This is a genomic window from uncultured Cellulomonas sp. (genome assembly GCF_963527515.1).
Classification (GTDB): domain Bacteria; phylum Actinomycetota; class Actinomycetes; order Actinomycetales; family Cellulomonadaceae; genus Cellulomonas.
Window position 1 is genome coordinate 25,196 of record NZ_CAURTV010000018.1, and the last position, 24,848, is coordinate 50,043.

29 protein-coding genes are annotated in these 24,848 nt (G+C 72.6%); 16 read left to right on the forward strand and 13 right to left on the reverse strand.

The window, feature by feature from the left end; genetic code table 11:
• Positions 1-73: 73 nt before the first annotated feature.
• Entirely contained in the window at positions 74-778 is a 705-nt protein-coding gene (locus tag RYN42_RS07215) for a YggS family pyridoxal phosphate-dependent enzyme (protein WP_315094984.1), read from the reverse strand.
• The gene (gene ybaK / locus RYN42_RS07220; RefSeq protein ID WP_399552421.1) at positions 775-1,236 is read right to left on the reverse strand and encodes a Cys-tRNA(Pro) deacylase; all 462 of its coding nucleotides are present in this window, start codon (positions 1,234-1,236) and stop codon (positions 775-777) included. Before ybaK ends, RYN42_RS07215 begins: the two co-directional genes overlap by 4 nt.
• Positions 1,237-1,362: 126 nt before the next feature.
• On the opposite strand from ybaK, the gene RYN42_RS07225 reads away from it, so the two are divergent.
• Positions 1,363-1,761, forward strand: a complete 399-nt coding sequence (locus RYN42_RS07225) for a YccF domain-containing protein (RefSeq protein ID WP_315094989.1) — start codon at positions 1,363-1,365, stop codon at positions 1,759-1,761.
• On the opposite strand, the gene RYN42_RS07230 is transcribed toward RYN42_RS07225, so the two are convergent.
• Entirely contained in the window at positions 1,762-2,022 is a 261-nt protein-coding gene (locus tag RYN42_RS07230; protein WP_315094991.1) for a hypothetical protein, read from the reverse strand.
• Positions 2,023-2,127: 105 nt separating this feature from the next.
• The gene (locus tag RYN42_RS07235) at positions 2,128-4,695 is read right to left on the reverse strand and encodes a DUF3516 domain-containing protein (protein ID WP_315094993.1); all 2,568 of its coding nucleotides are present in this window, start codon (positions 4,693-4,695) and stop codon (positions 2,128-2,130) included.
• 9 nt (positions 4,696-4,704) lie between these two features.
• Here RYN42_RS07235 and rnhA point away from each other — a divergent pair, with 9 nt between their 5' ends.
• Complete coding sequence (rnhA, locus tag RYN42_RS07240) at positions 4,705-5,193, forward strand: ribonuclease HI (RefSeq protein WP_399552422.1); 489 nt, start codon at positions 4,705-4,707, stop codon at positions 5,191-5,193.
• A 2-nt stretch (positions 5,194-5,195) separates the two neighbouring features.
• Here rnhA and RYN42_RS07245 read toward each other — a convergent pair whose 3' ends face one another.
• On the reverse strand, positions 5,196-5,753 hold the full coding sequence (locus RYN42_RS07245; protein ID WP_315094996.1) for a hypothetical protein: 558 nt from the start codon (positions 5,751-5,753) through the stop codon (positions 5,196-5,198).
• A 154-nt stretch (positions 5,754-5,907) separates the two neighbouring features.
• Between RYN42_RS07245 and RYN42_RS07250 the strand changes: the two genes are divergently transcribed.
• From RYN42_RS07250 to RYN42_RS07280, 7 genes are all read left to right on the forward strand, one after another.
• On the forward strand, positions 5,908-6,780 hold the full coding sequence (locus tag RYN42_RS07250) for an oxygenase MpaB family protein (RefSeq protein ID WP_315094998.1): 873 nt from the start codon (positions 5,908-5,910) through the stop codon (positions 6,778-6,780).
• On the forward strand, positions 6,777-7,511 hold the full coding sequence (locus tag RYN42_RS07255) for a glutamine amidotransferase (protein ID WP_315095000.1): 735 nt from the start codon (positions 6,777-6,779) through the stop codon (positions 7,509-7,511). The genes RYN42_RS07250 and RYN42_RS07255 overlap by 4 nt, the downstream gene beginning before the upstream one ends.
• 206 nt (positions 7,512-7,717) lie before the next feature.
• Positions 7,718-9,136, forward strand: coding sequence for an RICIN domain-containing protein (locus RYN42_RS07260; RefSeq protein WP_315095002.1), 1,419 nt, complete (start codon positions 7,718-7,720; stop codon positions 9,134-9,136).
• A gap of 105 nt (positions 9,137-9,241) precedes the next feature.
• Positions 9,242-10,603, forward strand: a complete 1,362-nt coding sequence (locus RYN42_RS07265; protein WP_315095003.1) for a ferredoxin reductase family protein — start codon at positions 9,242-9,244, stop codon at positions 10,601-10,603.
• Entirely contained in the window at positions 10,600-11,070 is a 471-nt protein-coding gene (locus tag RYN42_RS07270; protein ID WP_315095004.1) for an FMN-binding protein, read from the forward strand. The genes RYN42_RS07265 and RYN42_RS07270 overlap by 4 nt, the downstream gene beginning before the upstream one ends.
• A 4-nt stretch (positions 11,071-11,074) precedes the next feature.
• Positions 11,075-11,794 carry an FAD:protein FMN transferase gene (locus RYN42_RS07275; protein ID WP_315095006.1) on the forward strand — a complete coding sequence of 240 codons (720 nt, stop codon included), beginning with the start codon at positions 11,075-11,077 and terminating at the stop codon, positions 11,792-11,794.
• 91 nt (positions 11,795-11,885) lie between these two features.
• Complete coding sequence (locus tag RYN42_RS07280) at positions 11,886-12,521, forward strand: hypothetical protein (protein ID WP_315095007.1); 636 nt, start codon at positions 11,886-11,888, stop codon at positions 12,519-12,521.
• Between the two features lie 122 nt (positions 12,522-12,643).
• On the opposite strand, the gene RYN42_RS07285 is transcribed toward RYN42_RS07280, so the two are convergent.
• From RYN42_RS07285 to RYN42_RS07295, 3 genes are all read right to left on the reverse strand, one after another.
• Positions 12,644-13,102, reverse strand: coding sequence for a hypothetical protein (locus tag RYN42_RS07285; protein ID WP_315095008.1), 459 nt, complete (start codon positions 13,100-13,102; stop codon positions 12,644-12,646).
• Between the two features lie 22 nt (positions 13,103-13,124).
• Entirely contained in the window at positions 13,125-13,349 is a 225-nt protein-coding gene (locus tag RYN42_RS07290; protein ID WP_315095011.1) for a hypothetical protein, read from the reverse strand.
• Between the two features lie 669 nt (positions 13,350-14,018).
• A complete protein-coding gene (locus tag RYN42_RS07295) occupies positions 14,019-14,888 on the reverse strand; it encodes a 3-methyladenine DNA glycosylase (protein WP_315095013.1) in 870 nt (289 codons plus the stop codon).
• Positions 14,889-14,923: 35 nt separating this feature from the next.
• On the opposite strand from RYN42_RS07295, the gene RYN42_RS07300 reads away from it, so the two are divergent.
• The 3 genes from RYN42_RS07300 to RYN42_RS07310 all read left to right on the forward strand — a co-directional run bounded on the left by RYN42_RS07300 (position 14,924) and on the right by RYN42_RS07310 (position 17,316).
• On the forward strand, positions 14,924-15,310 hold the full coding sequence (locus RYN42_RS07300) for a DUF1304 domain-containing protein (RefSeq protein WP_315095015.1): 387 nt from the start codon (positions 14,924-14,926) through the stop codon (positions 15,308-15,310).
• Positions 15,311-15,374: 64 nt separating this feature from the next.
• On the forward strand, positions 15,375-15,929 hold the full coding sequence (locus RYN42_RS07305; RefSeq protein ID WP_315095018.1) for a sigma-70 family RNA polymerase sigma factor: 555 nt from the start codon (positions 15,375-15,377) through the stop codon (positions 15,927-15,929).
• Positions 15,919-17,316, forward strand: a complete 1,398-nt coding sequence (locus RYN42_RS07310; protein WP_315095019.1) for a hypothetical protein — start codon at positions 15,919-15,921, stop codon at positions 17,314-17,316. The genes RYN42_RS07305 and RYN42_RS07310 overlap by 11 nt, the downstream gene beginning before the upstream one ends.
• Here RYN42_RS07310 and RYN42_RS07315 read toward each other — a convergent pair whose 3' ends face one another.
• Positions 17,317-18,348 (reverse strand): heparan-alpha-glucosaminide N-acetyltransferase domain-containing protein, encoded by a 1,032-nt coding sequence (locus RYN42_RS07315; RefSeq protein ID WP_315095021.1) that lies wholly within the window; start codon positions 18,346-18,348, stop codon positions 17,317-17,319. It abuts the gene before it with no gap.
• A gap of 101 nt (positions 18,349-18,449) precedes the next feature.
• On the opposite strand from RYN42_RS07315, the gene RYN42_RS07320 reads away from it, so the two are divergent.
• The 4 genes from RYN42_RS07320 to RYN42_RS07335 are packed head-to-tail and all read left to right on the forward strand — an operon-like array spanning position 18,450 to position 22,315.
• Complete coding sequence (locus RYN42_RS07320; RefSeq protein ID WP_315095022.1) at positions 18,450-19,271, forward strand: methyltransferase domain-containing protein; 822 nt, start codon at positions 18,450-18,452, stop codon at positions 19,269-19,271.
• Positions 19,272-19,285: 14 nt separating this feature from the next.
• Positions 19,286-20,071 (forward strand): fumarylacetoacetate hydrolase family protein, encoded by a 786-nt coding sequence (locus tag RYN42_RS07325; RefSeq protein ID WP_315095024.1) that lies wholly within the window; start codon positions 19,286-19,288, stop codon positions 20,069-20,071.
• A 10-nt stretch (positions 20,072-20,081) separates the two neighbouring features.
• Entirely contained in the window at positions 20,082-21,578 is a 1,497-nt protein-coding gene (gltX, locus tag RYN42_RS07330; RefSeq protein WP_315095026.1) for a glutamate--tRNA ligase, read from the forward strand.
• Positions 21,578-22,315, forward strand: coding sequence for an HAD family hydrolase (locus RYN42_RS07335; protein ID WP_315095028.1), 738 nt, complete (start codon positions 21,578-21,580; stop codon positions 22,313-22,315). Before gltX ends, RYN42_RS07335 begins: the two co-directional genes overlap by 1 nt.
• Here the strand turns inward: RYN42_RS07335 and RYN42_RS07340 are convergent.
• From RYN42_RS07340 to rsgA, 4 genes are all read right to left on the reverse strand, one after another.
• A complete protein-coding gene (locus RYN42_RS07340; RefSeq protein ID WP_315095029.1) occupies positions 22,312-22,785 on the reverse strand; it encodes a hypothetical protein in 474 nt (157 codons plus the stop codon). The genes RYN42_RS07335 and RYN42_RS07340 overlap by 4 nt on opposite strands.
• 14 nt (positions 22,786-22,799) lie before the next feature.
• Positions 22,800-23,540: a class I SAM-dependent methyltransferase gene (locus RYN42_RS07345; RefSeq protein ID WP_315095030.1), complete on the reverse strand. Its 741-nt coding sequence runs from the start codon at positions 23,538-23,540 to the stop codon at positions 22,800-22,802.
• A 28-nt stretch (positions 23,541-23,568) separates the two neighbouring features.
• The gene (gene hisN / locus RYN42_RS07350; protein WP_315095031.1) at positions 23,569-24,372 is read right to left on the reverse strand and encodes a histidinol-phosphatase; all 804 of its coding nucleotides are present in this window, start codon (positions 24,370-24,372) and stop codon (positions 23,569-23,571) included.
• A gap of 31 nt (positions 24,373-24,403) precedes the next feature.
• Positions 24,404-24,848: GTPase RsgA (gene rsgA / locus RYN42_RS07355; protein WP_315095033.1), on the reverse strand; the 445-nt coding region annotated here is incomplete at its 5' end.

Below are 24,848 nucleotides of genomic sequence, written 5' to 3' on the forward strand. Positions count from 1 at the left end.
AGCTCGCCGCCGTGCGTCGTCGCGCGCCGGGCGCTGCCACCCGCACCGCGCAGGAGGTGCTCCTGCGCGGCGGTCACGTCGGGCGGGCGCCGAAGACCGCGCTGCCCACCCGCACCAGGGTCGCGCCCTCGGCCACCGCCGGCTCCAGGTCACCGCTCATGCCCATGGAGAGCTCCGCCGCGGTGTGGACCCCGGAGGCGACGATCTCGTCGCGCAGCGTCCGCAGGAGCGCGTAGCCGGCTCGCACGACGCCGGTGTCCTCGGAGCGGGCGCCCACGGTCATGAGACCCGCCACGCGCAGCCGCGGCAGGGCGGCGACCGCGACAGCGAGCGCGACCGCCTCCTGCGGCACGACCCCGTGCTTCGTCGGCTCGCCGGACACGTTCACCTGGAGGTAGACGTCCAGCGGGTCCGACGCCCGCGCCGACAGCCGCTCGGCGAGGTCCACGGACGCGACCGACTCGATGCAGGACGCCCAGCGCAGGGCCGCGTTCACCTTGTTGGACTGCAGCGGTCCGATGAGGTGCAGCGCGGCCAGGCCGACCAGCTCCGGTCCCTTGGCGACGAGCTCCTGGACGCGGTTCTCGCCGACGAGCACGGCGCCGAGGGTCGGGTCCTGCGCCCGCGCACGGGCGTCGGCCTCCAGCGCCTCGCGCACGAGTGCGACCGGCTGGGTCTTGGTGGCCAGCAGCAGCCGCACGGACGCCGGGTCTCGGCCGGCCTCCGCGGCGGCTCGCGCCACGCGCAGGCGGACCTGAGCCAGGCGCTCGGCGATCACGCGTCGGACCGGGCGATGTCGGCGACCGTGGCCGACGTGAGCCGGACCAGGTCGTCGGGGGAGAGCTCGACGTCCAGGCCGCGTCGGCCGCCCGAGACCAGAACGGTGTCGAACAGCCAGGCGGTCTCGTCGAGCACGGTCGGGTGTGCGGTGCGCTGCCCGAGCGGCGAGATCCCGCCGACGACGTAGCCGGTGGCGCGCTCGGCGTCGGGCCTGGGTGCCATCGACGCCTTCTTGCCCCCCACGGCGTGCGCGAGCGCCTTGAGGTCCAGCTGCCCGGTCACCGGGACCACCGCTACGGTGAGCGTGCCGTCCACGACCGTCATCAGGGTCTTGAACACCTGCTCGGGCGGCACGCCGAGGGCAGCCGCCGCCTCGAGCCCGTAGCCGAGGGTCGACGCCGGGTCGTGCGAGTACGCGTGCGCGGTGTGCGGGACGCCCGCCGCCGTCAGTGCCACCAGAGCCGGCGTACCTGAGCTGCTGGAACCGGATGCGCGCCCGTGTTTCGCCACGCAGCCACGATAGGGGCGGATCAGGGTCCTCCCGGATACCGTCCGCGGACCCGGAGGGTGCAGGCTGGGCACGTGAAGACCCTGCTCAACCTCATCTGGCTGGTGCTCGCCGGGTTCTGGCTGGCCCTCGGGTACGTGCTCGCCGGGATCATCTGCTGCGTCCTGATCGTCACGATCCCCTTCGGCATCGCGTCGTTCCGGATGGCCAGCTACGCCCTGTGGCCGTTCGGGCGCACGGTCGTGGACAAGCCGACGTCGGGCGCGTGGTCCGTGATCGGCAACGTGATCTGGCTGGTCGTCGCAGGCTGGTGGCTGGCGCTCACGCACATCCTCACCGGCATCGCGGAGGCGCTCACCATCGTCGGCATCCCGCTGGCGCTGGCCAACTGGAAGATGGTCCCGATCTCCCTGTTCCCGCTGGGCAAGCAGATCGTCCCGTCCGACCGCCTCATGGCGGCCTACGGCACCTGACTACTGACCCTGCACCAGGACGACCAGCAGGTAGAGCAGCGTGCCGGCGGCGACGCCGGTGCCGGCCGCGAACCACGTCGCGGGGTTCCTGCCGCGCGCCTGGAGCACCATGGCGATGATCACGAGGACCACCGCGGCGATGATCGTGAGGATCCCGAGCACGAGGACCGCCGACAGCAGCGCAGCGACCAGGCAGACGAGGAACACGAACCGTGGCGACCTGGTGGCGCGCACGGGCGGCTCGGTGGACTGGGTGCTCATGCGCGCAGGGTACCCGGGGCGGGCCGACTCAGTCGGGACCGTCCGGGTGGCTCGCCAGCCACGCCTGTGCCACGCGCTTCGGCGCCTGGGTGAGCCACGTAGGCCTCAGGCCGTCAGGTCGCCCAGGGGTCCGACCGCCACGATCCGCAGCTGGACCTCGCTGGTCTCGTCCGAGCCTGCCAGGTCGACGACCGCGTCGATGCGCCAGTCGTGATCGCCCTCGGGGTCGTCCAGCAGCTGCCGCACGGTCCACGTCCCGCGCCCCGGGGTCACCTGGAACAGGGCCGGACCGCGGGCGGGCGCCCCCGTGAGGATCTCGTCGTGGTCGTCGTAGAACGGGTCCAGCGCGGTCCGCCAGCGGTCGGCGTCCCACGGCGCGTCGTCCGGGTCGAGGTCACCCAGCTGGGCGAGCCCCCCGTAGAACTCCCGCGCCGCCAGCTCGACCCGGCGGAACAGGGCACCGCGGACCAGCGCGCGGAACACCCGGGGGTTGGCCGTGATCGGCTCGGGGACGTCCTCGTCGATCCCGCCGACCGCGTCGGCGCCGCGCTCGTCGAGCGGGTTGCTCAGGCGCTCCCACTCGTCGAGGAGGCTGGAGTCGGTGCGCCGGACCAGGTCACCGAGCCACTCGATGATCTCCCACAGCTCCTCGGTCCGGGCCTCCTCGGGCACGGTCTGGCGCAGGGCGCGGTAGGCGTCGGCGAGGTAGCGCAGGAGCACGCCCTCGGTGCGGTCCAGCTGGTAGTAGGCGACGTACTCGGCGAACCCCATGGCGCGCTCGTGCATGTCCCGGACGACCGACTTGGGGGACAGGGCCAGGTCGGCCACCCACGGGTTGGTCTGCCGGTAGGTGACGAACATGGCCTCGAGCAGCTCCGCGAGCGGCTTCGGGTAGCCCACGTCCTCGAGCAGGGCCATCCGCTGGTCGTACTCGAGACCCTCGGCCTTCATGGCGGCGACGGCCTCTCCGCGGGCGCGGTTCTCCTGGGCGGAGAGCACCTGGCGGGGGTCGTCCAGGGTGGACTCGATGACGGACACCACGTCGTGCGCGTAGGCGGGGTCCTCACGGTCCAGCAGGTCGAGCGCGGCGTACGCGAACGGCGACAGGGCCTGGTTGAGCGCGAAGTTCGGGGCCAGCTCCGCGGTCAGCTGCACCGCGCGGCGGCGGCCGTGCGGTGCGCTCGGGTCCTCCACCCACGGGCGCTCGATGACGCCCGCGGCGCGCAGCGAGCGGTACACGGCGATCGCCTGGCGCACGTGCCGACCCTGGGCGCCCTCGGGCTCGTGGTTGTCGGTGAGGAGCTTCGTCATGGCCGCGACCGGGTCGCCCTCGCGCGCCAGGACGTGCAGAACCATCGCGTGCGAGACCGCGAAGCTCGACGTCAGCGGCTCGGGCGGGGCGTCCCGCAGGCGCTCGAACGTGCTGTCGGTCCAGTTGACCTGGCCTTCGGGGGCCTTCTTGCGGATGATCTTCTTGAGCTTGCGGGGGTCGTCGCCGGCCTTCTGCAGCAGCTTGCGGTTCTCGATCACGTGCTCGGGCGCCAGCACGATGACCTCGCCCACGGTGTCGAAGCCCGCACGGCCCGCACGCCCGGAGATCTGGTGGAACTCGCGCGCGGACAGGTGCCGCATCCGGACGCCGTCGTACTTGACCAGGCTGGTCAGCAGGACCGTGCGGATGGGCACGTTGATCCCGACGCCGAGCGTGTCCGTGCCGCAGACCACCGGCAGCAGGCCCCGCTGGGTCAGCCGCTCGACCACCCGGCGGTACTTGGGCAGCATCCCCGCGTGGTGCACGCCGACCCCGTGCCGCAGCAGCCGGTTGAGGGTGCGGCCGAAGCCGGGGCCGAAGCGGAACCCCGCGATCTCGTCGGCGATCCGGTCCCGCTGCTCCCGGCTGGCCAGGGGCGTCGACATGAGCGACTGCGCCCGCTCGACGGCCTCCTTCTGCGTGAAGTGCACGACGTAGACCGGGGCGCGTCGCGTCTTCACCAGCTCGTCGAGCAGCTCGTGCAGCGGCTCGACCGCGTAGCTGAACGTCAGCGGCACCGGGCGCTCGGCGTTGGCGATCACGGCGACGGGCTGGTGCGTGCGGCGCGTGATGTCCTCGGCGAAGAAGCCGACGTCGCCGAGCGTGGCCGACATGAGCACGAACTGGACCTGGGTGAGCTCCAGCAGCGGCACCTGCCACGCCCAGCCGCGCTGCGGGTCCGCGTAGAAGTGGAACTCGTCCATGACCACCTGGCCGACGTCCGCGTCGTCGCCGTCGCGCAGGGCCACGTTGGCCAGGATCTCCGCGGTGCAGCAGATGATCGGGGCGCCCGGGTTGACCGCCGAGTCGCCGGTCATCATGCCGACGTTGGCGGACCCGAACGCCTCGACGAGGGCGAAGAACTTCTCGCTGACCAGCGCCTTGAGCGGAGCGGTGTAGTAGGTCCGCCGGCCCTGAGCCAGTGCCACGAAGTGCGCGGCGACCGCGACCAGCGACTTCCCGGAGCCCGTCGGCGTCGACAGGATCACGTGCGCGCCCGTGACGAGCTCCAGCAGGGCTTCGTCCTGGTGCGGGTAGAGCGTGAGGCCCTGGTCGGTGGCCCAGCCGGTGAAGGCCTCGTACAGCGCGTCGGGGTCGGAGGGGTCGGCGGGGATGCGGTCGGCCAGGGTGGGGGTGCTCATCGTGCGTCGATGGTCCCACGCGTCCCGACGTCTAGGGTGTGGGCCGTGAGCGAGCGGCCGACGGTGGAGATGTGGACCGACGGCGCCTGCAAAGGCAACCCGGGCGTCGGCGGCTGGGGCGCCTGGATGCGCTACGGCGACCACGAGCGGGAGCTGTTCGGCGGCGAGCCGCTGACCACCAACAACCGCATGGAGCTCACCGCCGTGATCGAGGGGCTGCGCGCGCTGACCAAGCCGTGCGCCGTGGTCCTGCACGTCGACTCGCAGTACGTGATGAACGGCGTGACCACCTGGATGGCCGGGTGGAAGCGCAACGGGTGGCGGACCGGGGACAAGAAGCCGGTGAAGAACCAGGAGCTGTGGCAGGCGCTCGACGCCGAGGCCGCCCGGCACACGATCAGCTGGGTGTGGGTCAAGGGGCACGCGGGCGACCCGGGCAACGAGCGCGCGGACCGGCTGGCCAACCGGGGCGTGGAGCTGGTGCGGGCGAGAGCCTGAGCTCAGCCCCAGTGCCAGGACGCGATCATCGCCTCGACCGTCGGGCGCCAGGTGTCGTCGTCGGGCCTGTGATACCACTCGACCAGGTACAGGTGGTCGTCGTGCTCCACGGCCCACTGGGTGATCGTGACGCCGGTGGTCATCACCAGCTCCTTGCGGACGGCCGCCCCGAGCGCGCTGTGCTCGACCACGGGCTCGCCGACGAGCTGGGAGCTCTCGGGGTCCCGTCGCTGCCGGTCGGTGTAGGCGTCGAGCGACCGGAAGGGGCCTCGGAGCGGAGTCCAGAACACACCGAACGACGAGATCGCGGGCGGGCCCTCGAGCGGGATCGTGTAGATCGACTCGTCGGGCTGGCCCTCGACCGGCGCGTCGAGCGAGAAGGCCGTCCCGTCGTCCCCGCCGGCCACGACGTGCGCGGGCAGGTCGATGCCGGTCGGCGGGGCCAGCGTCTCCACCGCGAGGGGCGGGAGGGGCGGGGGCGGGCGGTTCGCCCAGGCCGTGGCGACGGCGCCCACCAGCACGAGCGCACCGACGAGGGCGACGATGTGGCGGCGGTGCACGTGCCCATCGTGGCGACAGGCGGGCCCCGCGCGCGGAAGGTCCGGTGGACACTCACCCGGTCGGCCCATCCCCGCCGGGACGCGGGGGAACGGGCGCGTCGCCGACGAGCCGCCTAGCATCATCGTGCAGGGGATCCGCCGATCGGAAGGGCCCATGGTGCAGAGCCTCGCCGACGTGCGGGACCGGGCGGGGACGGCGCTGTTCCTGCGCGTCGCCGGACCGGACGGGATCGCCAGCCGCGAGCGGATCCACGGCACGCCAGGACCCCGGTGGTTCGAGCCCGGCGCCGCCATCCGCACCGTGCACGGCGACGCGTCGATGTTCGTCGGCGGCATGCGCGCGCTGCTCCTGCAGTCGCTGCACCCCGCGGCGATGGCCGCGGTCGCGGCGCACTCCGGCTACCGCGGCGACCCGTGGGGCCGGCTGGCGCGGACCAGCACGTTCCTGGCGGTCACCACCTTCGGCACGATCGACGACGCCACCGCGGCGATCGACCGCGTCCGCTGGGTGCACGAGCGGATCCGCGGTGTCACGCCCGAGGGGCTCGCGTACTTCGCGGGGGACCCGACGCTGCTGCGCTGGGTGCACGTGGCCGAGGTGGACAGCTTCCTGCGGGCGCACCGCGTGTACGGCCAGCGCCCGCTCGACGCGGCCGGTGCCGACGAGTACGTGCTGCAGGCGTCGCGGGTGGCCGTCGCGCTCGGCGCGGAGCGGGTCCCGGAGTCGGTGGCGGAGCTTGCCAAGGCCCTCGACGAGTTCCGGCCCGCGCTCGGCCCGTCGACGGCGGCCCGGGACGCGGCCGACTTCTTGCTGCACGAGCCGCCGGTGCCACGCTCGCTGCGGCCCGGCTACACCCTCCTCGCGCGGGCGGCGGTGGCCTCGATGCCGGCGTGGACGTTCGACCTCCTCGACCTGGACCGCCCGGGGCGCGTCGGAGGTGCGGCCGCGCACGCGGCCGGTCAGGTGGCGACGCGCTCGATCCGGTGGATGCTCGGGCCCGACGACGCCAGCCGCGTGGCCGGATGAAGCCGTTCCTGCTGCTCAGCTCCCGGGCCGAGGACGTCGCCACCGACGGCGAGTACGCCGCGTTCCTGCGGTTCGGGGGACTGCGTCCGGAGGAGCTCGAGCACGTGCGGATGGAGGCGGCCCCGTTCCTGCCCGTGGACCTCGACCGGTACGCCGGCGTCTTCGTGGGGGGCAGCCCGTTCGACGCCAGCACGCCGGAGGACCGCAAGTCGCCCGTGCAGCGACGCGTCGAGGCGGAGGTGTCCACGCTGCTCGACGAGATCGTGGACCGTGACCTCCCGTTCTTCGGGGCGTGCTACGGCGTCGGCACACTGGGCGTGCACCAGGGTGCGGTCATCGACCGGACGTACGCCGAGCCGATCGGGGCCGTCACGATCACGCTCACCGAGGCCGGACGCACGGACCCGCTGCTGGCCGACCTGCCCGACGCGTTCGAGGCGTTCGTCGGCCACAAGGAGGCGTGCCGGGTGCTGCCGCCCGACGCGGTCCTGCTGGCGTCGTCACCCACCTGCCCCGTGCAGATGTTCCGGGTGCGCCAGAACCTCTACGCCACCCAGTTCCACCCCGAGCTCGACCTGGACGGCATCAGCACCCGGATCGGCGTCTACCGCGACTACGGCTACTACCGGCCCGGGGAGTACGACGACGTGATCGCCCGCGTCCGCCGCGCCGACGTGTGGGCGCCCGCGCGCCTCCTCGAGGCGTTCGTCACCCGCTACCGCCAGCGCTGACGACGCTCGCTGAACAGATGAGAAACGGCGCGGTGAATCGGTTCGGGAAACCGGTTCCCCTGTTCAACCGGCACTGCGCTCCCTAGCGTGACCGTCGAGCGGAAAGCGCTTCGCCTCGTGGGCCGGATCGGCCGGTCCGCCCACGACCCCGACGCCCTCCCGGGCGTCGCCGGCTCATCTCCACTCGAGCATCCCCAGGGGGATCGATGAGGATCCAGAAGAAGACCGGACGGCTGGTCGCCGCGTTGGCGGCCGGCATCACGCTCGCGCTGGCGGGCGTCGGGCTGGCTGCCCTGCCCGCCCAGGCCGCGACCGTCGACACCACCGGCTGGTACGTGCTGGTCAACCGCCAGAGCGCCAAGGCGCTCGAGGTGCGCGACTTCTCCACGGCCGACGGCGGGGTCATCCAGCAGTGGACGCGCAACGACGGGAACTGGCAGCAGTTCAAGTTCCTCGACTCGGGCTCGGGCTGGTACCGGCTGCAGAACCGGCACTCGGGCAAGGTGCTCGACGTGTGGGGCTGGAGCACCGCGGACGGCGGCGAGATCCGGCAGTACACCGACGCCAACGGGGCCAACCAGAAGTTCAAGCTGGTCGACTCCGAGGGCGGCCGCGTGCGGCTGGTGAACGAGCACAGCGGCAAGGCCGTCACGGTCACCGACCGGTCCACCGCCGACGGCGCCACCATCACGCAGCTCACCGAGAAGAACCAGTACAACCAGCAGTGGGAGCTGGTGAAGGTCGGCAGCGGCACCACGCCGACGACGCCGCCCACCAACCCGCCGGCCACCGGCCTCGTCGGCTGGGCGTCGCAGAACGGCGGCACCACCGGCGGTGGCTCCGGGGCGACGACCACGGTGACCAGCTCGTCGGCCCTGTCCAGCGCGCTGTCCGGATCGGCACCCGTCGTCCGCGTGCAGGGCACCATCTCCTGCTCCGGCATGCTGACCGTGGCCTCCAACAAGACGGTGCTCGGCGCCAGCGGTGCCAAGCTCGTCGGCTGCGGCCTGAACATCAAGAGCGCGAAGAACGTCATCGTCCGCAACCTGACGTTCGACGACTGGAACGACGACGCCATCAACATCGAGACGTCCACCAACGTGTGGATCGACCGCAACACGTTCCTGACGGGGTACGACGGCTCGGTCGACACGAAGCGCGGCTCGGACTACGTGACCATCTCGTGGAACCACTTCGACGGCCAGGACAAGAACTCCCTGGTCGGCCACTCGGACGACAACGGGTCGCAGGACCGAGGCAAGCTGCGGGTGTCCTACCACCACAACTGGTTCGACGGCACCAACCAGCGCAACCCGCGGGTCCGCTTCGGCAACCCGGTGCACGTCTTCAACAACCTGTACTCCGGCGTCGGCTCCTACGGGGTGGCGTCCACCATGGAGGGTGGCGTGCTGGTCGAGGGCAACTACTTCGAGAACACCGAGGACACGTACCACCTCGGTGAGGGTTCGTCGCCCGCGGGCACGCTCGTCGCCCGCAACAACCACTTCGTCAACTCCCCGGCGGGGCAGACCGGGGGATCGGTGAAGGCCGTCACCTACTCCTACACGCTCGACACCGCCTCGTCGGTGAAGTCGATCGTGAGCGCGGGGGCAGGGGCCCGCTGACCGACGACGGCCCGCGGCGGATCCTTCCTCCGCCGCGGGCCGTCGCACAGGCTGCGGACAGGAACCTCCGAGGCTCCTCGGAGGACCCGTACCCAGACTCGGCGCATGATGACGACGACGACCTGGGAGGCACCCGCGCAGCCGATCGCCTCCCCGCGGCCGGTGCGCAGAGCGAGCGGAGTCCTGCCCGCGCTGTGGCTCGGCGTCGTCGCGGTGCTGGCGCTCTGGTGGACGGGCTCGTCCGCCGCCGGGAGCACGCCTGGCGGCGTGCTCCTGTCGCTCGGCGAGCTGGCGGGTCTGCTGGCCTCCTACCTGGTGTGCGCGCAGCTGCTGCTGGTCGGGCGCGTGCCGTGGTTCGAGCGGGGCATCGGGTTCGACCGGCTGGTCGCGTGGCACCGGTCGCTCGGCACGTCGGTGGTGCTGCTCGTGCTCACGCACGTGGCGCTGATGATCGTCGGCGGGTCGCTGCTGGACGGTCTGACCGTGTGGGCCGAGGTGCCCGCGTTGCTGGCGACGCAGCCGTACCTGTGGCCCGCCCTGATCGGCACGGTCCTGTTCCTCGCCGTCGGGGTGTCCAGCGCCCGGCTGGCCCGGCGGCGCCTCTCCTACGAGCTCTGGTTCGCCGTCCACCTCTCGATCTATCTGGGCATCTTCCTGACGTTCGCGCACCAGGTGGCCGGTGGCACGCACTTCGTCGCCTCGCCGGTCGCACGCGGCGCCTGGATCCTGCTGTACGCCGGCACGGCCGCCGCGCTGCTGACCTGGCGCGTCGCCGTGCCGCTGCTGTCGCACCGCCGGTACGCCCTGCGCGTCTCGGCCGTCGTGCCCGAGGCGCACGGTCTTGCCAGCGTCTGGGTGCAGGGACGCGGCCTCGACCGCCTGGAGGCCCGTGGCGGCCAGTTCTTCCTGGTCCGCTTCCTCACGCCGGGCCACCGCGCGACGGCGCACCCGTACTCCCTCTCGATGGCCCCCACCGCCGACCACCTGCGGTTCACCGTCGGCGCCCTCGGTGACCACTCGACCGCGGTGACGGACCTGCGCCCGGGCACCCGCGTGCTGGTCGAGGGGCCGTTCGGGCGCTTCACCGCGGACCGGGCGACCTCCGACCGGGTGCTACTCGTCGCAGGCGGCGCCGGTATCGGACCCGTCCGCGCACTCGCCGAGGAGCTGCTGGCTCAGGGTCGCCGGCTCGTCGTCGTGCACCGCGCGCGCGACGCCTCCGGTCTCGCCCTGGCGGAGGAGTTCACCCCGTCGGCCGGCCTGGCGTACGTGCCGCTCCCCGGGCGGCGAGCGCAGCTGGGCTACGACCCGCTCGATCCGGAGCACCTCGGGCGGCTCGTCCCGGACCTCGCGACGCGCGACGTGTTCGTCTGCGGCCCGCCCGCGATGGCCGACGCCGTCGCCCGCTCCGCGCGTGCCCTCGGCGTACCCCGGTCCGCCATCCACCGAGAGGAGATCGACTCATGACGACGCCACGCTGGCGCGGCACCCTGATCTACGTGGGATCGCTGGCCGCCATGGGTGCGGCCGGGTTCACCAAGTTCGCCGTCCTCGCGCCCGAGGCCACCGTGGCGGAGTCGAGCACGGACGGCGCGAGCACCGCCCAGGCGGCGACGACCGACCCCGCGACCAGCACCGACACCGAGACCACGACCACCGACACCGTGACCGTCGTGGGCTCCTCGGTGTCCACCCGGTACGGCCCCGTGCAGGTGTCGGTCACGTTCTCCGCGGGGCAGATCACCGACGTCCAGGTGCTGCAGGTGCCCGGCGGCCACCACGAGAGCGTGCAGATCAACGCCCGGGCGACGCCGATCCTCGCGCAGGAGGTGGTCGACGCCCAGTCCGCGCAGGTCGACACGGTCTCCGGCGCCACCTACACCTCCGAGGCGTACGCCGAGTCCGTGCAGTCCGCCATCGACCAGCGGGGCTGACGCCGTGCGCCACCTGGAGCTGGTGATGGGCATCCCGATGTCCGTGGACATCCGCGACGCGGTCGACGAGCACGTCGAGCGGGCCGCGGTCCGCGACGCGTTCGACGGGATGCACGACGCCGACCGCCGGTTCAGCCGCCACCGGCCGGACAGCGAGGTGAGCCGGTACGACGGCGGCGCGACGAGCGGCGACCTGCGTGAGGTCCTCGGCATCGCGGCGCACTTCGGTCGCCTCTCGGGCGGTGCGTTCTCCGTCCGCCGGCCGGACGGCAGCCTGGACACCGACGGGGTGGTGAAGGGCTGGGCGGCACAGCGTGCGGCGGACTCCTTGCTCGCGGCGGGGCTGACCAGGTTCTGCCTGAACGCCGGAGGCGACGTCGTGGTCCGTGGCGGGCCGGAGGCGGGCCGGGGCTGGAACGTCGGGGTGCGGGACCCGGACGACCCGCAGTCGTTCCTCACCGTGCTCGAGCTGCGCGACGGGGCGGTGGCGACCTCCGGCACGTACGAGCGCGGCGAGCACGTCTGGGACGGTCGCGACGGGAGCACGGCGACCGGTCTGCGTTCCGCCACCGTCGTCGCCGCCGACCTCACCACGGCCGACGTCCTGGCCACCTGCGTCCTGGCCCTCGGTCCCGGTGGGGCCGAGTGGGCGTCCCGGCACGGAGCCGCCGCGGTGCTGGCCGTGGACGCCGACGGAGAGCTGAGCACGACGGTGCACGCCTGATCCGACCCTCGTGTCGTGCCCGCTCGGCGCGGGCCGGGTCGTACGGTGGGCGTGTCGCCGAGCGGGGCGGCCGACGACTCGAGGAGACGCCATGACCGCACGGGCCCACCGCCTCGTGGGCCTGCTCGCGGGGGCGGGCCTCGTGCTGGCATCCGCCGCGGCCTGCGCCGACCGCGAGCCGACGACGCCGTCGGAGACGTCCGCGACGTCGACCTCCCCCGCGGAGACCACGGCACCCCCCACGCCGACGGCCACCACCACCGAGCCCGACGCGCCCGTCCCCTTCCCGGCCGACCTGCTGCCGGACGAGCAGGAGGCCTCGACCGACGCCGCGCTCACCATCACCGACGTGACCACGGGCCGGCACGAGGGCTACGACCGGGTCGTCTTCGACCTCGGCGGCACCGGCACGCCGGGGTGGATCGTGCGCTACGTGGACGTCGCCACCGACGACCCGGCGGACACCGTGCTCGACGTCGCCGGCGACGGCACGCTGGCGGTGATCCTGCTCGGCGTCCAGATCCCCGGCACCACCGGCATCCCCGAGTGGAGCGGCACCAACCCCGTCCTCACGCCCGACTACCCGGTCCTGCGCGAGGTGAACGTGCGCGGACAGTTCGAGGGCCAGGAGCTCGCGTACGTCGGCATCGACTCCGCGGACCGCCCGTTCCGGGTCTTCACGCTCACGGACCCGACGCGCGTGGTGGTCGACGTCCGGCACGACTGACCCCCGGTCAGGCGACCAGCGCCTCGCAGACCTCGACCAACCGCGTTCTACGAGCAACTGCACGCCCGAACAGGTTCTGAGCGTTCTACGGGCGTTTAGTGGAGCGTCGCGTGGAAGATCCGCTAGACGAGTTCCACCCAGGCGTCCGCTTCCAATACTTCGATAAGTGGCACTTCAAAGAAGTCGTCGGATGACCAGGATATGACGGCCCAGCCGTTCGGTTCGACGGCGACACTCGTCCATTGTTCGGCAGCGCCACGAACGCGAACACCAAGAATCGGCGCACCCCGAGCGATCGCATAGTGAATTCGGGGACCTTGCCCGTGTGCGGGCGCAACCGAACCGCGCATCCGCTCGTCGCCTTCGGGGGCGACAACGCTGGGGATGAATGACTCGCCTGTGCCCGTGTTCGTAATGACGACGACCAGCCATCCAGTCGGTTCGTCTGCTACCAGCGCGACCTTGCAACCTTTGGACTCGTGGCGCGCTGCCAGGTGAAGATCCTGATCCCCGTCGGCACGTGCACGTGCAGGTGCTGACCGGAGGTCGATGAGGTTCCAGTCGGGACTGATCGTGTCCATGCTTCAGTCTCTCCCACGAGGTTCACCGGCACAGCGTGATCGAGCTGCCGGTCTTTGTGGTGTCATCCCAGTTGACGTGGAAGGCGGAGCGCGCGATCTTCCCGCGGTACTCCCAGCACCCTTCGGCCTTGCCGGCGGAATCGCTGATGTTGAGGTTGGGCTGCGTCGACGCGGATGCGACGGACGCTCCGAAGTCTCGCCACGCACCGTTCTGGTAGATCTGAAGCTGGACGACCGTGCTCGCCACGTCGACCGACGCGTTGCGGGCGTGGAGCGGATGTCAAGCGGGAAACCGGGAGCGGGGTGGACCTGGTCGGACACCTCTCGAGCGTCTACCTAGTCCCGCGGACGACGCGGGCCGGGCAGGTCCAGAGCGGAGGCACGGACCACCGCCGACGAGTCTTGGAGGCCGGCGAGCCGGAACTCGGTGGCGATTCCGCGGCGATCAGATACCAGCCGGCCCGCCAAGTCAGCAAGAGACGCAGCGGGGCGGTGCTCAGTGGCCAGCCATAGGTCGTCGACCGCTGCGCTTCTGGCCGCCGCGACTCGTGCCGCCATGCCCGGGCGGCTCAGCAGCGTCAGGGCAAACTCGCGTGGTGTCGGCCGTGGACATCACCCGCACGAGCGCGCTGATCACTCGGGTTGTCCAGCGGGGAGCAGACAAGCTCCCGTCAAGGGCTGCGGCTGGCGGCCCCGGGTTCGCCCGAACCATCGAGCTTCTCCTTGCACTTCGCGCCGAAGAGCGACACGGAGTCGGCCAGCAACTTCGCGGTGCACTGCAGCATCGGGCCGCCGTACTGACCACGACCATCACGGCCTCGCATGCCGGGCCGATCGTCCTACGGACCGCCTGGTCGCGGCGTGCGAGTCGCGCGTCGTGCGTGGAGCCCGGTGCTCCGGTGTCTAGCGTCCGCGCCTAGCTGACGGCCAGCTTCTCGCAGACCCCGATCAGTCGCTGTCGGAGCCCGTTTGACCGCACCGCGTAGTCCCGCTGAAGCCGGATGTACTCGGCCTTCCCGTCGGTTGTCTCGATCGCGATGGCGGGCAGCCCGTAGGACGACACGTCGTAGGGCGACGCCCGCATGTCGGTGCAGCGGATCTCGCGTGCGAGCTCGAAGCAGTCCAGCAGCAGGTCACCGGGCACCGCAGGCCCAAGTTTCGCTGCCCATTTGTAGCAGTCCATCGCAGCGTGCAGGCAGCCGGGCTGCTCCATCGCGGTCATCGACGCCCGCGTCGGCCGGAGCGTGTTGCGGTCCACGGCGCCGGGGGTGAAGAAGCGGTAGGCGTCGAAGTGCGTGCAGCGGATCTTGTGCGTCTCGACCACCGCGTCGGTGCCGGCCGAACCGAGGCGCAGCGGGAGTGGGTGGCGGTGCTCGTCGCCCTCCCGGTAGACCATCGCCCACTCGTGCAGGCCGAAGCAGCCGGTGCTGGCAGGACGGCCCAGGGTCGCGGTCAGGAGGCCGTGGATGAACCGGATCGCCTCGCCGCGGTCGGCGACGAAGGCGTCGACGTCCAGCGTGACCACCCCGCCCGCCGTGCGGTACCACCGCCACCCCTCGTGCGGGGCCGGGGGGTCCAGCCCGACGCCCACGCCGGGGTGCCAGCGGCGCAGGGCGGCGGGCGTGACGGGGTAGTACTCGAACAGGAAGTCCTCGATCGCGTGCTTCTGCTGCCGGGACCGACGCTCGCGACGACCGGCGGTGAACGCGTCGGCCCGCTCCTCGTGCGCGGTCGCCAGCGACTGCCAGGTCGCGGAGTCGAGCACAGGGGGAGCGGTCACGGTCACGCCCTCAGGGTAGGCGAGGCTGCCAGACTGACCCCGTGGTCATCCTCGCGTCGGTCCTCGCCGTCCTCGCAGCCCTGCTGCACGTCCTGTTCTTCGCCTACGAGTCGGTGCTCTTCGAACGCCCGGAGGTGCACGCACGGTTCAGGACGCGCACCGAGGACGTGCCCGCGGTGCAGCCGTGGGCGTACAACCAGGGCTTCTACAACCTGTTCCTCGCCGTCGGCACGCTCGTCGGCGCCGGCCTCGCGCTCGCGGGCCAGGAGACGGTCGGTCTCGCGCTCGTCCTGTTCGGCTGCGGGTCGATGCTCGCGGCCGCGATCGTGCTCGTCGTCACCGACCGGCGCATGGTCCGCGCCGCCGCGACCCAGGGACTCTTCCCGCTGCTGGCCGTCGTCCTCGCCGTGGCCGCACTTCTCGACTGACCCCAACGCGGGAGCGCGCGACGGACGTTATGGGTGCAGGACGTCGTCGCGAGAGGTGCGTGGTGTGAGCAGACGGTGGGAGGACCTGCTGGAGCAGGTCGCGCGTGAGCGCTATCAGCGCCTGGTCGCGCACGCCACGCTGGTGTCCGCGTCTGCCTCGGACGCCCAGGACCTCGTGCAGGAGTCGCTGATCGCGGCGTTCTCCGGCCGCGCCAGGTTCGGGTCGGTCGAGCAGGCGGAGGCCTACGTCCGCCGGGCCATCGCGTCCCGGGCGGTCGACGCCGGCCGGCGCAGGACGCGCGAGGCACGGCTGCTGGCGCGGGCCGCGGCGCAGGCTCCCGCGGTCGTGCCCACCGAGGACCGGCTGCCCGGCGCGGACGTCGTCCGTGCGCTGGGTGCCCTGAGCCCGCGGGAGCGCGCCTGCGTCGTCCTGCGCCAGATGGAGGACCTGTCCGTCGTCGAGACGGCGTCGGTGCTCGGGCTGTCCGAGGGGGCGGTCAAGCGGTACACGTCCGACGGCCTGGCACGACTGAACGCGCAGCTGGGCAGCACGGCGGACGCCACCGAGCGGATCGCGGTACGAGCGCTGAACCCCACGGAGGTGCGCCATGAGCGATGACCTGCACGCCCTGCTCGCGCGGGCGTCGACCGAGATCGAGGGTGCGGCACCGGCGCTGGACGGCGGTCGCCTTGGCCTGGTCCACGCGGCCGCGCGTCGCCGCCGGATCGTGCGGCGGACGGCTGAGTCGTTCGCGGGCGTCGGTGCGGTCGGGGTGGTGGGTGCGGGCCTGTGGTTGGGGCTCGGCCAGCAGCCTCCGGAGCCCGTGGTGCCGATCGAGACCCCGACCGTGAGCCCGACCCCGAGCGTCACCCCGACCCCGACCCCGTCGCCGACCCCGACGCCCACGCAGACCCCCACCGGGCCGCCGACCCGCGCCGAGGAGATCGACGACGCCACAGTCATCGCGCGGCTCAGCGCCCCACGGACGGGGGAGAGCTGGCAGACCCCCGTCCGGGCGCCGGAGATCCGCCCGGTCCTGCTGGGCGACGACTCGACCGAGACGGTGTTCCTCGTCGGCAAGCGAGGTGGGGCCTCGATCTACCTCACGACGTACGAGCTGCTGGGCTCGTGGGTGGTCAGCGGGCTGTTCGAGGTGGACGCGCAGGGCGCGCGCCTGATCGCGTGCCCGAGCGCACGGGCGTCCGACCCGTGCGCCGACGAGCCGAACAACCCGACGCCCGCGGGTGTGGCGCGCGACGTGGAGACCTTCTACGACACCCTCACTCTGCCGGCGTCGATCGAGCTGGGCAACGGCTTCACGGTGACCACCACGAGCACCAGAGGGTCGCCGTCGTACTGGTACACGCTCTACGGCGAGGCAGGACCGCTCATGGACGACTCCTTCGCGCAGCGGGTCCTGCTGGACCTCGGGCCGGCTGCCCTCGTCGCGCAGGAGCGGGAGTCGTCGCTGCCGGGGCTGACCAACCTCACCTACGGGATCACCACCCCGATGGGCACGTTCGTGCGGCTCGATCCGGGCGACGTCCCCGCCGGCGACTTCACCTTGATCCGCTGGGACGACGGCGTCGCACGCGGGGCGCCGGACCCGGCCGACGAGTACGCCGAACCCGCTGTGAGCGTGGCCCCGGGCGGTGAGAACTGCGTCGCGACGACGTACTCGGTCCAGGACGCCCACGTGCCCGGCGAGTGGCGCCCGGCCGGGACCACGCCGGGAGGTCACCGGGTGTACGTGCCGGCCGCGGGCGGCACCCCGCTGTCCCGAGCGGTGCGGGCGTGGCACGAGGAGAACTCGTACACGATCGCGCCCGAGGGAGTGCAGGGTGACGAGTTCGGTGCGGTGCACGGCGCCGCAGCCGGCTACCCCTTCACGACCGACGCCGCGTTCCTCGAGGCGATCGCCCTGTTCGCCCTGCAGGGGCCGACGGGTGAGTGGCTGCTCGGGATGCGGTCCGACGCGATCAACGTCGTCTACGAGTGCGCGTAGTCAGGGGGAGGTCGGCACGGGCAGCTCGTCCGGTGACGTGTCGGCCGCCCGGGTGGACACGCGGTGCAGCACCCACTCGAGCGGCCCTCGGCCCGCCGCCACGGCCCACAGCCAGCACAGGACGGTCGTGGTGAGCACGAACGCGAGCCAGACCCCGACGGTGGCGTCGTAGACGACGGTCCTGCCCAGGAGGGCGATGACGACGATGTGCACGGAGTACGCGGACAGGGCCAGCGCCCCGACGGCGGCCAGCGGGGCGAGCACCCGCGGCCATCGGTCCGCCACCGCGAGGCACACGGCGATGACCAGGAGCGCCACGCCGACGTTGCCCACCACCTCGAAGGTGGTCGACGAGTGCGGCTCGGCGGTGGCCAGCGCCTCAGGCCAGCCCAGCACGTGCAGCGCCACCCACGAGCCGCCGTGGCCCAGGACGACCAGCCCGACGCCCGCCAGCGCGCCGACGGCCCGCCATCGCGGGGAACGCAGGTCGGTGCGTCCGATCGCGAGCCCGACCAGCAGGTACGCCATCCACACGATCGCGGGGTAGTAGTGCCCGACGGTGATCTCGGTGAGGATCGTCGGCCGCACGTCCTCGAGCGCTGCGGCGAGACCCTGGCCGACCGGCGGGCCGACGACCGCGACGACGCCTGCGGTGGTGAGCAGCGCGGCCCGTGACCAGCGCAGCGCCACGCACCCGAGGGCGAACAGCAGGCCGTAGGTCGGCAGGATCACCACGACGGGCGTCCCGAGCATGACGAGCAGCGCCCCGAGGGCGAACAGCAGGACCGCGCGGACGAGGATGCGCAGCCGCGCCTGGACCAGCCGCGTGCCCGTCACGGGCACGGCGCTGCCGGAGAGCAGGGCCAGCGACAGCCCGGCCAGGACGACGAACAGAGCCGCCGGCCGTCCGTCCGCCAGCTGTGCGAAGCCGCCCGGGGGGATCGGGCCGTCGTCGTCGGGACCCACGTGCGCGGTCATCATCCCGAGGACGGCGAGGCCCCGGGCGACGTCGATCCCCACGATGCGGCGCATGCACGGATGCTAGCGACGCCGGCTGAGCGCGCAATCTCGCATGTCGAAACGGTTCGTCCCGTTAGTTGAACTGACACCCGTGCGGATGATTACAGTTCGATGTGAACTCCCCGACGCACCCCGACGTGTACACCCACGGACACCACGAGTCCGTGCTGCGTTCGCACCGGTGGCGCACCGCCGAGAACTCCGCGGCCTACCTGCTGCCGGCCCTCGTGCCCGGGACCCGGCTGCTCGACGTGGGCTGCGGACCGGGCTCGGTCACCATCGACCTGGCAGCCCGGATCGAGCCCGGCGAGGTGGTGGGCGTCGACTCCTCCGCGGTCGTCGTCGAGATCGCGCAGAAGGCCGCCGCCGAGGCCGGCGCGGACAACGTGACGTTCCAGGTGGCCGACGCCTACGTGCTGCCGTTCGCCGACGACGCATTCGACGTCGTGCACGCCCACCAGGTGCTCCAGCACCTCACCGACCCCATCGCCGCGCTGCGGGAGATGCGCCGCGTCACCAGGCCCGGCGGCATCGTGGCGGTGCGCGACGCCGACTACTCCGGCATGACGTGGTTCCCCCAGTCCGACGGCCTCGACGACTGGCTCGCGCTCTACCACGAGGTCACGCAGGCCAACAGCGCCGACGCGGACGCCGGACGCAAGCTCCTCGCCTGGGTCCGGGAGGCCGGGTTCGACCCGGACGGCATCGTGCCCGGCGCGGGCGTCTGGTGCTACGCCACCCCCGAGGACCGCGCGTGGTGGGCGGGGCTGTGGGCCGACCGGTCGGTCGCGTCCAACTTCGCCGCGCAGGCCGTCGCCCACGGGCTGGCGGACGAGGTCGGGCTCGAGCTGCTGGCCGACGCCTGGCGCGAGTGGGGCAGCCAGCCCGACGGCTGGTTCGCCGTGCTGCACGGAGAGGTGCTCGCGCGCGCCTGAACTAGGGTGACGACGTGCGCATCGCGAGGTTCACCACCGGGGGAGACCCCCGCTACGCCCTGATCGACGGAGCCCCTGGCTCCGAGGAGCTCGTGGTCATCACGGGCGACCCGCTGTACACGCCGGTGCAGCCCACCGGCGAGCAGATCCGGCTCGACGACGACAGCGTCCGCCTGCTGGCGCCGGTCATCCCGCGGTCCAAGATCGTCGGCGTCGGCCGCAACTACGCCGAGCACGCCGCCGAGATGGGCAACGAGCTCCCGCCCGCGCCGCTGCTGTTCCTCAAGCCGAACACGTCGATCATCGGCCCCGACGACCCGATCGTCCTGCCGGACTGGACCGAGCACGTCGAGCATGAGGCCGAGCTGGCGATCGTCATCGGCAAGGTCACCAAGGACGTGCCGCCGGACCGCGCTCTGGAGCACGTCTTCGGCTACACGGTGGCCAACGACGTCACCGCGCGCGACGTCCAGAAGGCCGACTCCCAGTGGGCCCGCGCCAAGGGGTTCGACGGCTCCTGCCCGATCGGCCCGTGGATCGTGGCCGGCCTCGACGTCGACGACCTCTACGTCCGCGCGCGCGTCAACGGCGAGACCAAGCAGGACGGCCGCACGTCGCAGATGATCTTCGACGCGGCCTACCTCGTCTCCTACGTGTCCGAGGTGTTCACGCTCCTTCCCGGCGACCTCATCCTCACCGGGACGCCGGCGGGAGTGAGCCCGATCGTGGACCGGGACATCGTCGAGGTCGAGGTCGAGGACATCGGTACGTTGCGCAACCCCGTGCTGCGCCGCCACTAACCTTGAGGCCGTGACTTCTCCCACCGGCTCTGCTGTGCGCGTCCGCTTCTGCCCCTCGCCCACCGGGACGCCGCACGTCGGCCTCATCCGCACCGCGCTGTTCAACTGGGCGTACGCGCGCCACACGGGCGGCACGTTCGTGTTCCGGATCGAGGACACCGACGCGGCGCGCGACTCGCAGGAGTCATACCTGCAGCTCCTGGACGCGCTGCGCTGGCTGGGCCTGGACTGGGACGAGGGCGTCGAGGTGGGCGGCCCGCACGAGCCGTACCGTCAGTCGCAGCGGATGGACCTGTACGCCGACGTGGCCAGGCGCCTGGTCGGGGCCGGTCACGCGTACGAGTCGTTCTCCACGCCGGAGGAGATCGAGGGGCGTCACAAGGCCGCTGGTCGCGACCCCAAGCTCGGCTACGACGGCTCGGACCGGGACCTGACCGACGAGCAGGTGGCGGCGTTCCGCGCGGACGGCCGCGAGCCGGTGCTGCGCCTGCGGATGCCCGACGAGGACCTCACGTTCGCGGACCTGGTGCGCGGCGAGGTGACCTTCAAGGCCGGCTCGGTGCCGGACTTCGTCATCGTTCGCGCCAACGGCCAGCCGCTGTACACGCTGGTGAACCCGGTGGACGACGCCCTCATGGGCATCACCCACGTGCTGCGCGGCGAGGACCTGCTGTCCTCCACGCCCCGGCAGATCGCGCTCTACCGGGCCCTGGAGGCCATCGGCGTCGGCACGGGCGAGCCGGTGTTCGGGCACCTGCCGTCGGTGCTGGGCGAGGGCAACAAGAAGCTCTCCAAGCGCGACCCCGAGTCCAACCTGTTCCTGCACCGGGACCGTGGCTTCACGCCCGAGGGGCTGCTCAACTACCTCGCGCTCCTCGGCTGGTCGATCGGCCCGGACCGCGACATCTTCACGATGGAGGAGATGACCGCCGCGTTCGACGCCGCGGACGTCAACCCCAACCCGGCACGCTTCGACGTCAAGAAGGCCGAGGCGATCAACTCCGCGCACGTGCGGATGCTGGCACCCGACGACTTCCGCGACCGGCTGGTGCCGTACCTGCATCGCGCGGGCCTGGTGCCCACCGACTCGTACGCGGACCTGGAGCCTGCCCACCGCGCGCTGCTCGACGCGGGCGCGCCCCTGATCCAGGAGCGGATCACGCTGCTGGGCGAGGCGGAGGGCATGCTCGGGTTCCTGTTCGCCGAGGACGGCGCCCTGCAGATCGCCGACGACGCCCGCGGCGCCCTGCGCGAGGAGTCGCCAGCCGTGCTCGACGCCGCCGCGGCCGCGCTCGTCGGGCTGGCCGAGTTCACCACCGCGACCACCCAGGAGGCGCTGCAGGCCGCTCTGGTCGACGGCCTCGGCATCAAGCCTCGGTTCGCGTTCACCCCGCTGCGCGTCGCCCTGAGCGGGCGTCGGGTGTCGCCTCCGCTGTTCGAGTCCATGGAGATCCTGGGCAAGGAGTCCACCCTGGCGCGGATCGCCGCCCTGCGCGCGACGCTCTGATGCGCGTCGACGGGGTCCTGTTCGACATCGACGACACGCTCGTCGACACCCGGGGCGCGTTCGGTCACTCCCTGGCCGCCGTCGCGCGGCGCTACCTCCCTGACCTGCCGACGGGGCGCTACCCCGAGCTGGTGTCCGTCTGGCGGGCGGACGCCGGCGGTCACTACGCGGCGTACACGCGGGGCGAGGTGGGCTACGTGGAGCAGCGCAGGGCGCGGACCGACGAGCTGCACGCGAGCTTCGGCGGCCCCGTGCTGGACGACGAGGGCTTCGCGGCCTGGGACGAGCTGTTCCTCGCCGCGTTCGAGGATGCCTGGACCGCGCACCCCGACGTCGAGGTGGTGGTCGACAAGCTCCTCGGGGCCGGTATCGCGGTGGGCGCGCTGTCCAACGCGTCGGTGGAGCTGCAGAGCGCCAAGCTCGAGCGGGTGTCCCTGCTCGACCGCGTGCCGATGCTCGTCGGCGTCGACACGCTCGGCGTCGGCAAGCCCGACCCGCGGGTGTTCCTCGAGGCGTGCCGCCTGCTGGGCACCGCCCCGGAGCGGACGGTGTACGTCGGTGACGAGCTCGACGTTGACGCCCGGGCGGCGGTCGCGGCCGGTCTGGTGGGCGTCTGGCTGGACCGTCCGGGCGAGAGGCGGCTCCCGGTCTCGCCGGAGGATCTCGCGGTCGCGCGACAGGCCGGCGTGCGGGTCATCGCGTCGCTCGCCGAGCTCCCGCGTGTGCTCGGGATCTAGGAGTAGGGCGCGGTCGTGCTCCACGCCAGGCGCGGCTTTCCCGGCATGGTCAGGAGCCATCCCTTGAAGCTCGAGAGTGCGGCCTCGAGCACCGAACCATCGGGCAGGCGCACGCGGTAGTGGGTCTGGCCGCGGCCGGTACCCACCTCGACGGCACCGGTGACCGCAGCCTCGACCACTGCTTTCACCGTCGCGACGCCCGCCGCCGTCCGGGGAAGCTCCCACTGCTCGCACCCGTCGATGCCGGCGACGAGGCAGTCGTCGAACTGCTCCCAGGTCACGGCGACCGCGCCGACCGCGTGGGGCGTGATCCACGCTCCGCTCGGCGGCTTGGGGGCCTCGTCCAGGATGAGCTCGACCTCGGCGACGCCCGAGAGCCGCGACGCCAGGTCGGTGCACAGGGCGCCGACCAGTGCGGTCACCTGGTCGTCGGGGAGCTCGATGCCGGGGCGGCGTTCGAAGAGGGGCACGCGCAGATCATGGCCTACCGCAACCGCGCCCGGTAGCACTCCGTGCGGTACGGCACCTCGATCCACTCGCGTCCGCTCAGGTCGGGATGCGTGGCGACGAGCCGGTCGACCTCGTCGAGGAGCGCGTCCCGCTGGTCGGCCGGCAGCAGGATCAGGTGGCTGCGGCTGGCGGCCAGCGTGCGCAGGTCGGCCGCACGCAGGCGCTGCGTCCAGGAGAACGTCGCGTGCTCCGGCTCGGTGAACGCGGCGCCCAGCTCGGGGTTCCGGTAGCTGGTCTGCAGCGTGTCGCCGCGGTGCACGATCTCCGTCCAGCGCGCCACCCAGTCGGTGGCCTCGTCCCGCACGTTCCAGATCGGCGCCACCTGGCCGCCGGGGCGCAGCACGCGGGCGATCTCCGCGGCGGCCGCCGGGGGATCCACCCAGTGCCACGCCTGCGCGATGGTCACCGCGTCCACGGACGCGTCCGGCAGGCCGAGGCGCTCGGCGGTCCCGGGCAACGCCTCGACGTCGGGGAGCGCAGCCGTCAGCTCCGCGCGCATCGCGTCCGACGGCTCGACGGCGACCACGTGCCAGCCGAGCGCCACCAGCCGCTCGGTGAGCTTGCCCGTGCCGGCGGCCAGGTCGAGGACGTCCCGGGCGCCCGCCGGCACCGCCCACCGGACGGCGTCGTCGGGGTAGCCGGGGCGGGTGGCCTGGTAGACGGCCGCCGCCCGGTCGAACGAGGCGGCCCGGTCGTCGCGGTCGTCGGTGCTCATGGCTCCGATCGTGCCGCGAGCCGCCGGGTCACGCCTCCGGCAGCGGGTCCAGGTACTCCAGCGCGGCCTGGTGCAGCCGCCCGTTGGACACCAGCGCGGACCCGCCGAACGGTCCGGGCACCCCGCGGATCGAGGTGAACATCCCGCCGGCCTCGGTGACGATGGGCACGAGCGCCGCCATGTCGTGCAGGGACAGCTCCGGCTCGGCGGACAGGTCCACCGCGCCCTCCGCGACGAGCACGTGCGACCAGAAGTCGCCGTACGCGCGGGTGCGCCAGGTGCGCCGGGTCAGGTCGAGGAACGCGTCCAGCTGCCCGCGCTCCTCCCACCCGCTCAGCGACGAGTAGGACAGCGAGGCGTCCTCCAGCCGGTCGACCTCGGACACGTGCAGCTGGCTGGCCGCGGCCAGCGACTTGCCGGTCCAGGCGCCGGACCCCTGGGCGGCCCACCAGCGCCGGCCCAGCGCCGGCGCGCTGACGACGCCCAGCACGACCTGGTCCCCGTCCAGCAGCCCGATGAGCGTGGCCCACACGGGCACCCCGCGCACGAAGTTCTTGGTCCCGTCGATCGGGTCGATGACCCAGCGCCGCGGTCCGTGGCCCGTGTCGCCCATCTCCTCGCCGTGCACCGCGTCCCGCGGCCGCGCCCGGGACAGCTGGCCGCGCACGATCTCCTCGGCGGACTTGTCGGCGTCGGTGACCGGCGTCAGGTCCGGCTTGGTCTCCACCCGCAGGTCCTGCGACTTGAACCGCCCCATGGTGATCGAGTCGACCTGGTCCGCGATCACGTGGGCGAGGCGCAGGTCGTCGTCGTACCCGGGGCGCAGACTCATGCCCGACACGGTAGTGGGTCGAGTTCGCACGTCAGGGACGTGCGGGCTCCCGGTTGTCCGGTTCGCCGCTGCCCAGCCGGCTGGCCAGGAGCCGGCGGAAGGACTCCACCCGGGCGGCGCGGGCGTCCCGGGTCGGCTCGTCCGGAGACGCGGCCACCCAGTCGTCGAGCGCGCAGTCGGGGGCGTCGTCCGCGTGGGTGCAGCCGCGCGGGCACTCCTCGGCGACGGCCGCCAGGTCTGCGAACGCGCCGAGCAGGTGCTGGGGGTCCACGTGCGCGAGGCCGAACGACCGGACGCCGGGCGTGTCGATGACCCACGTCGGCCGGCTGGTCCCCGGCACGCGGAGCGCCACGGCGGAGCTCGACGTGTGCCGGCCGCGGCCGGTGACGTCGTTGACCACGCCCACCGCGCGGTACGTGCCCGGCACCAGCGCGTTCACCAGCGTCGACTTGCCCACGCCGGAGTGTCCGACCAGC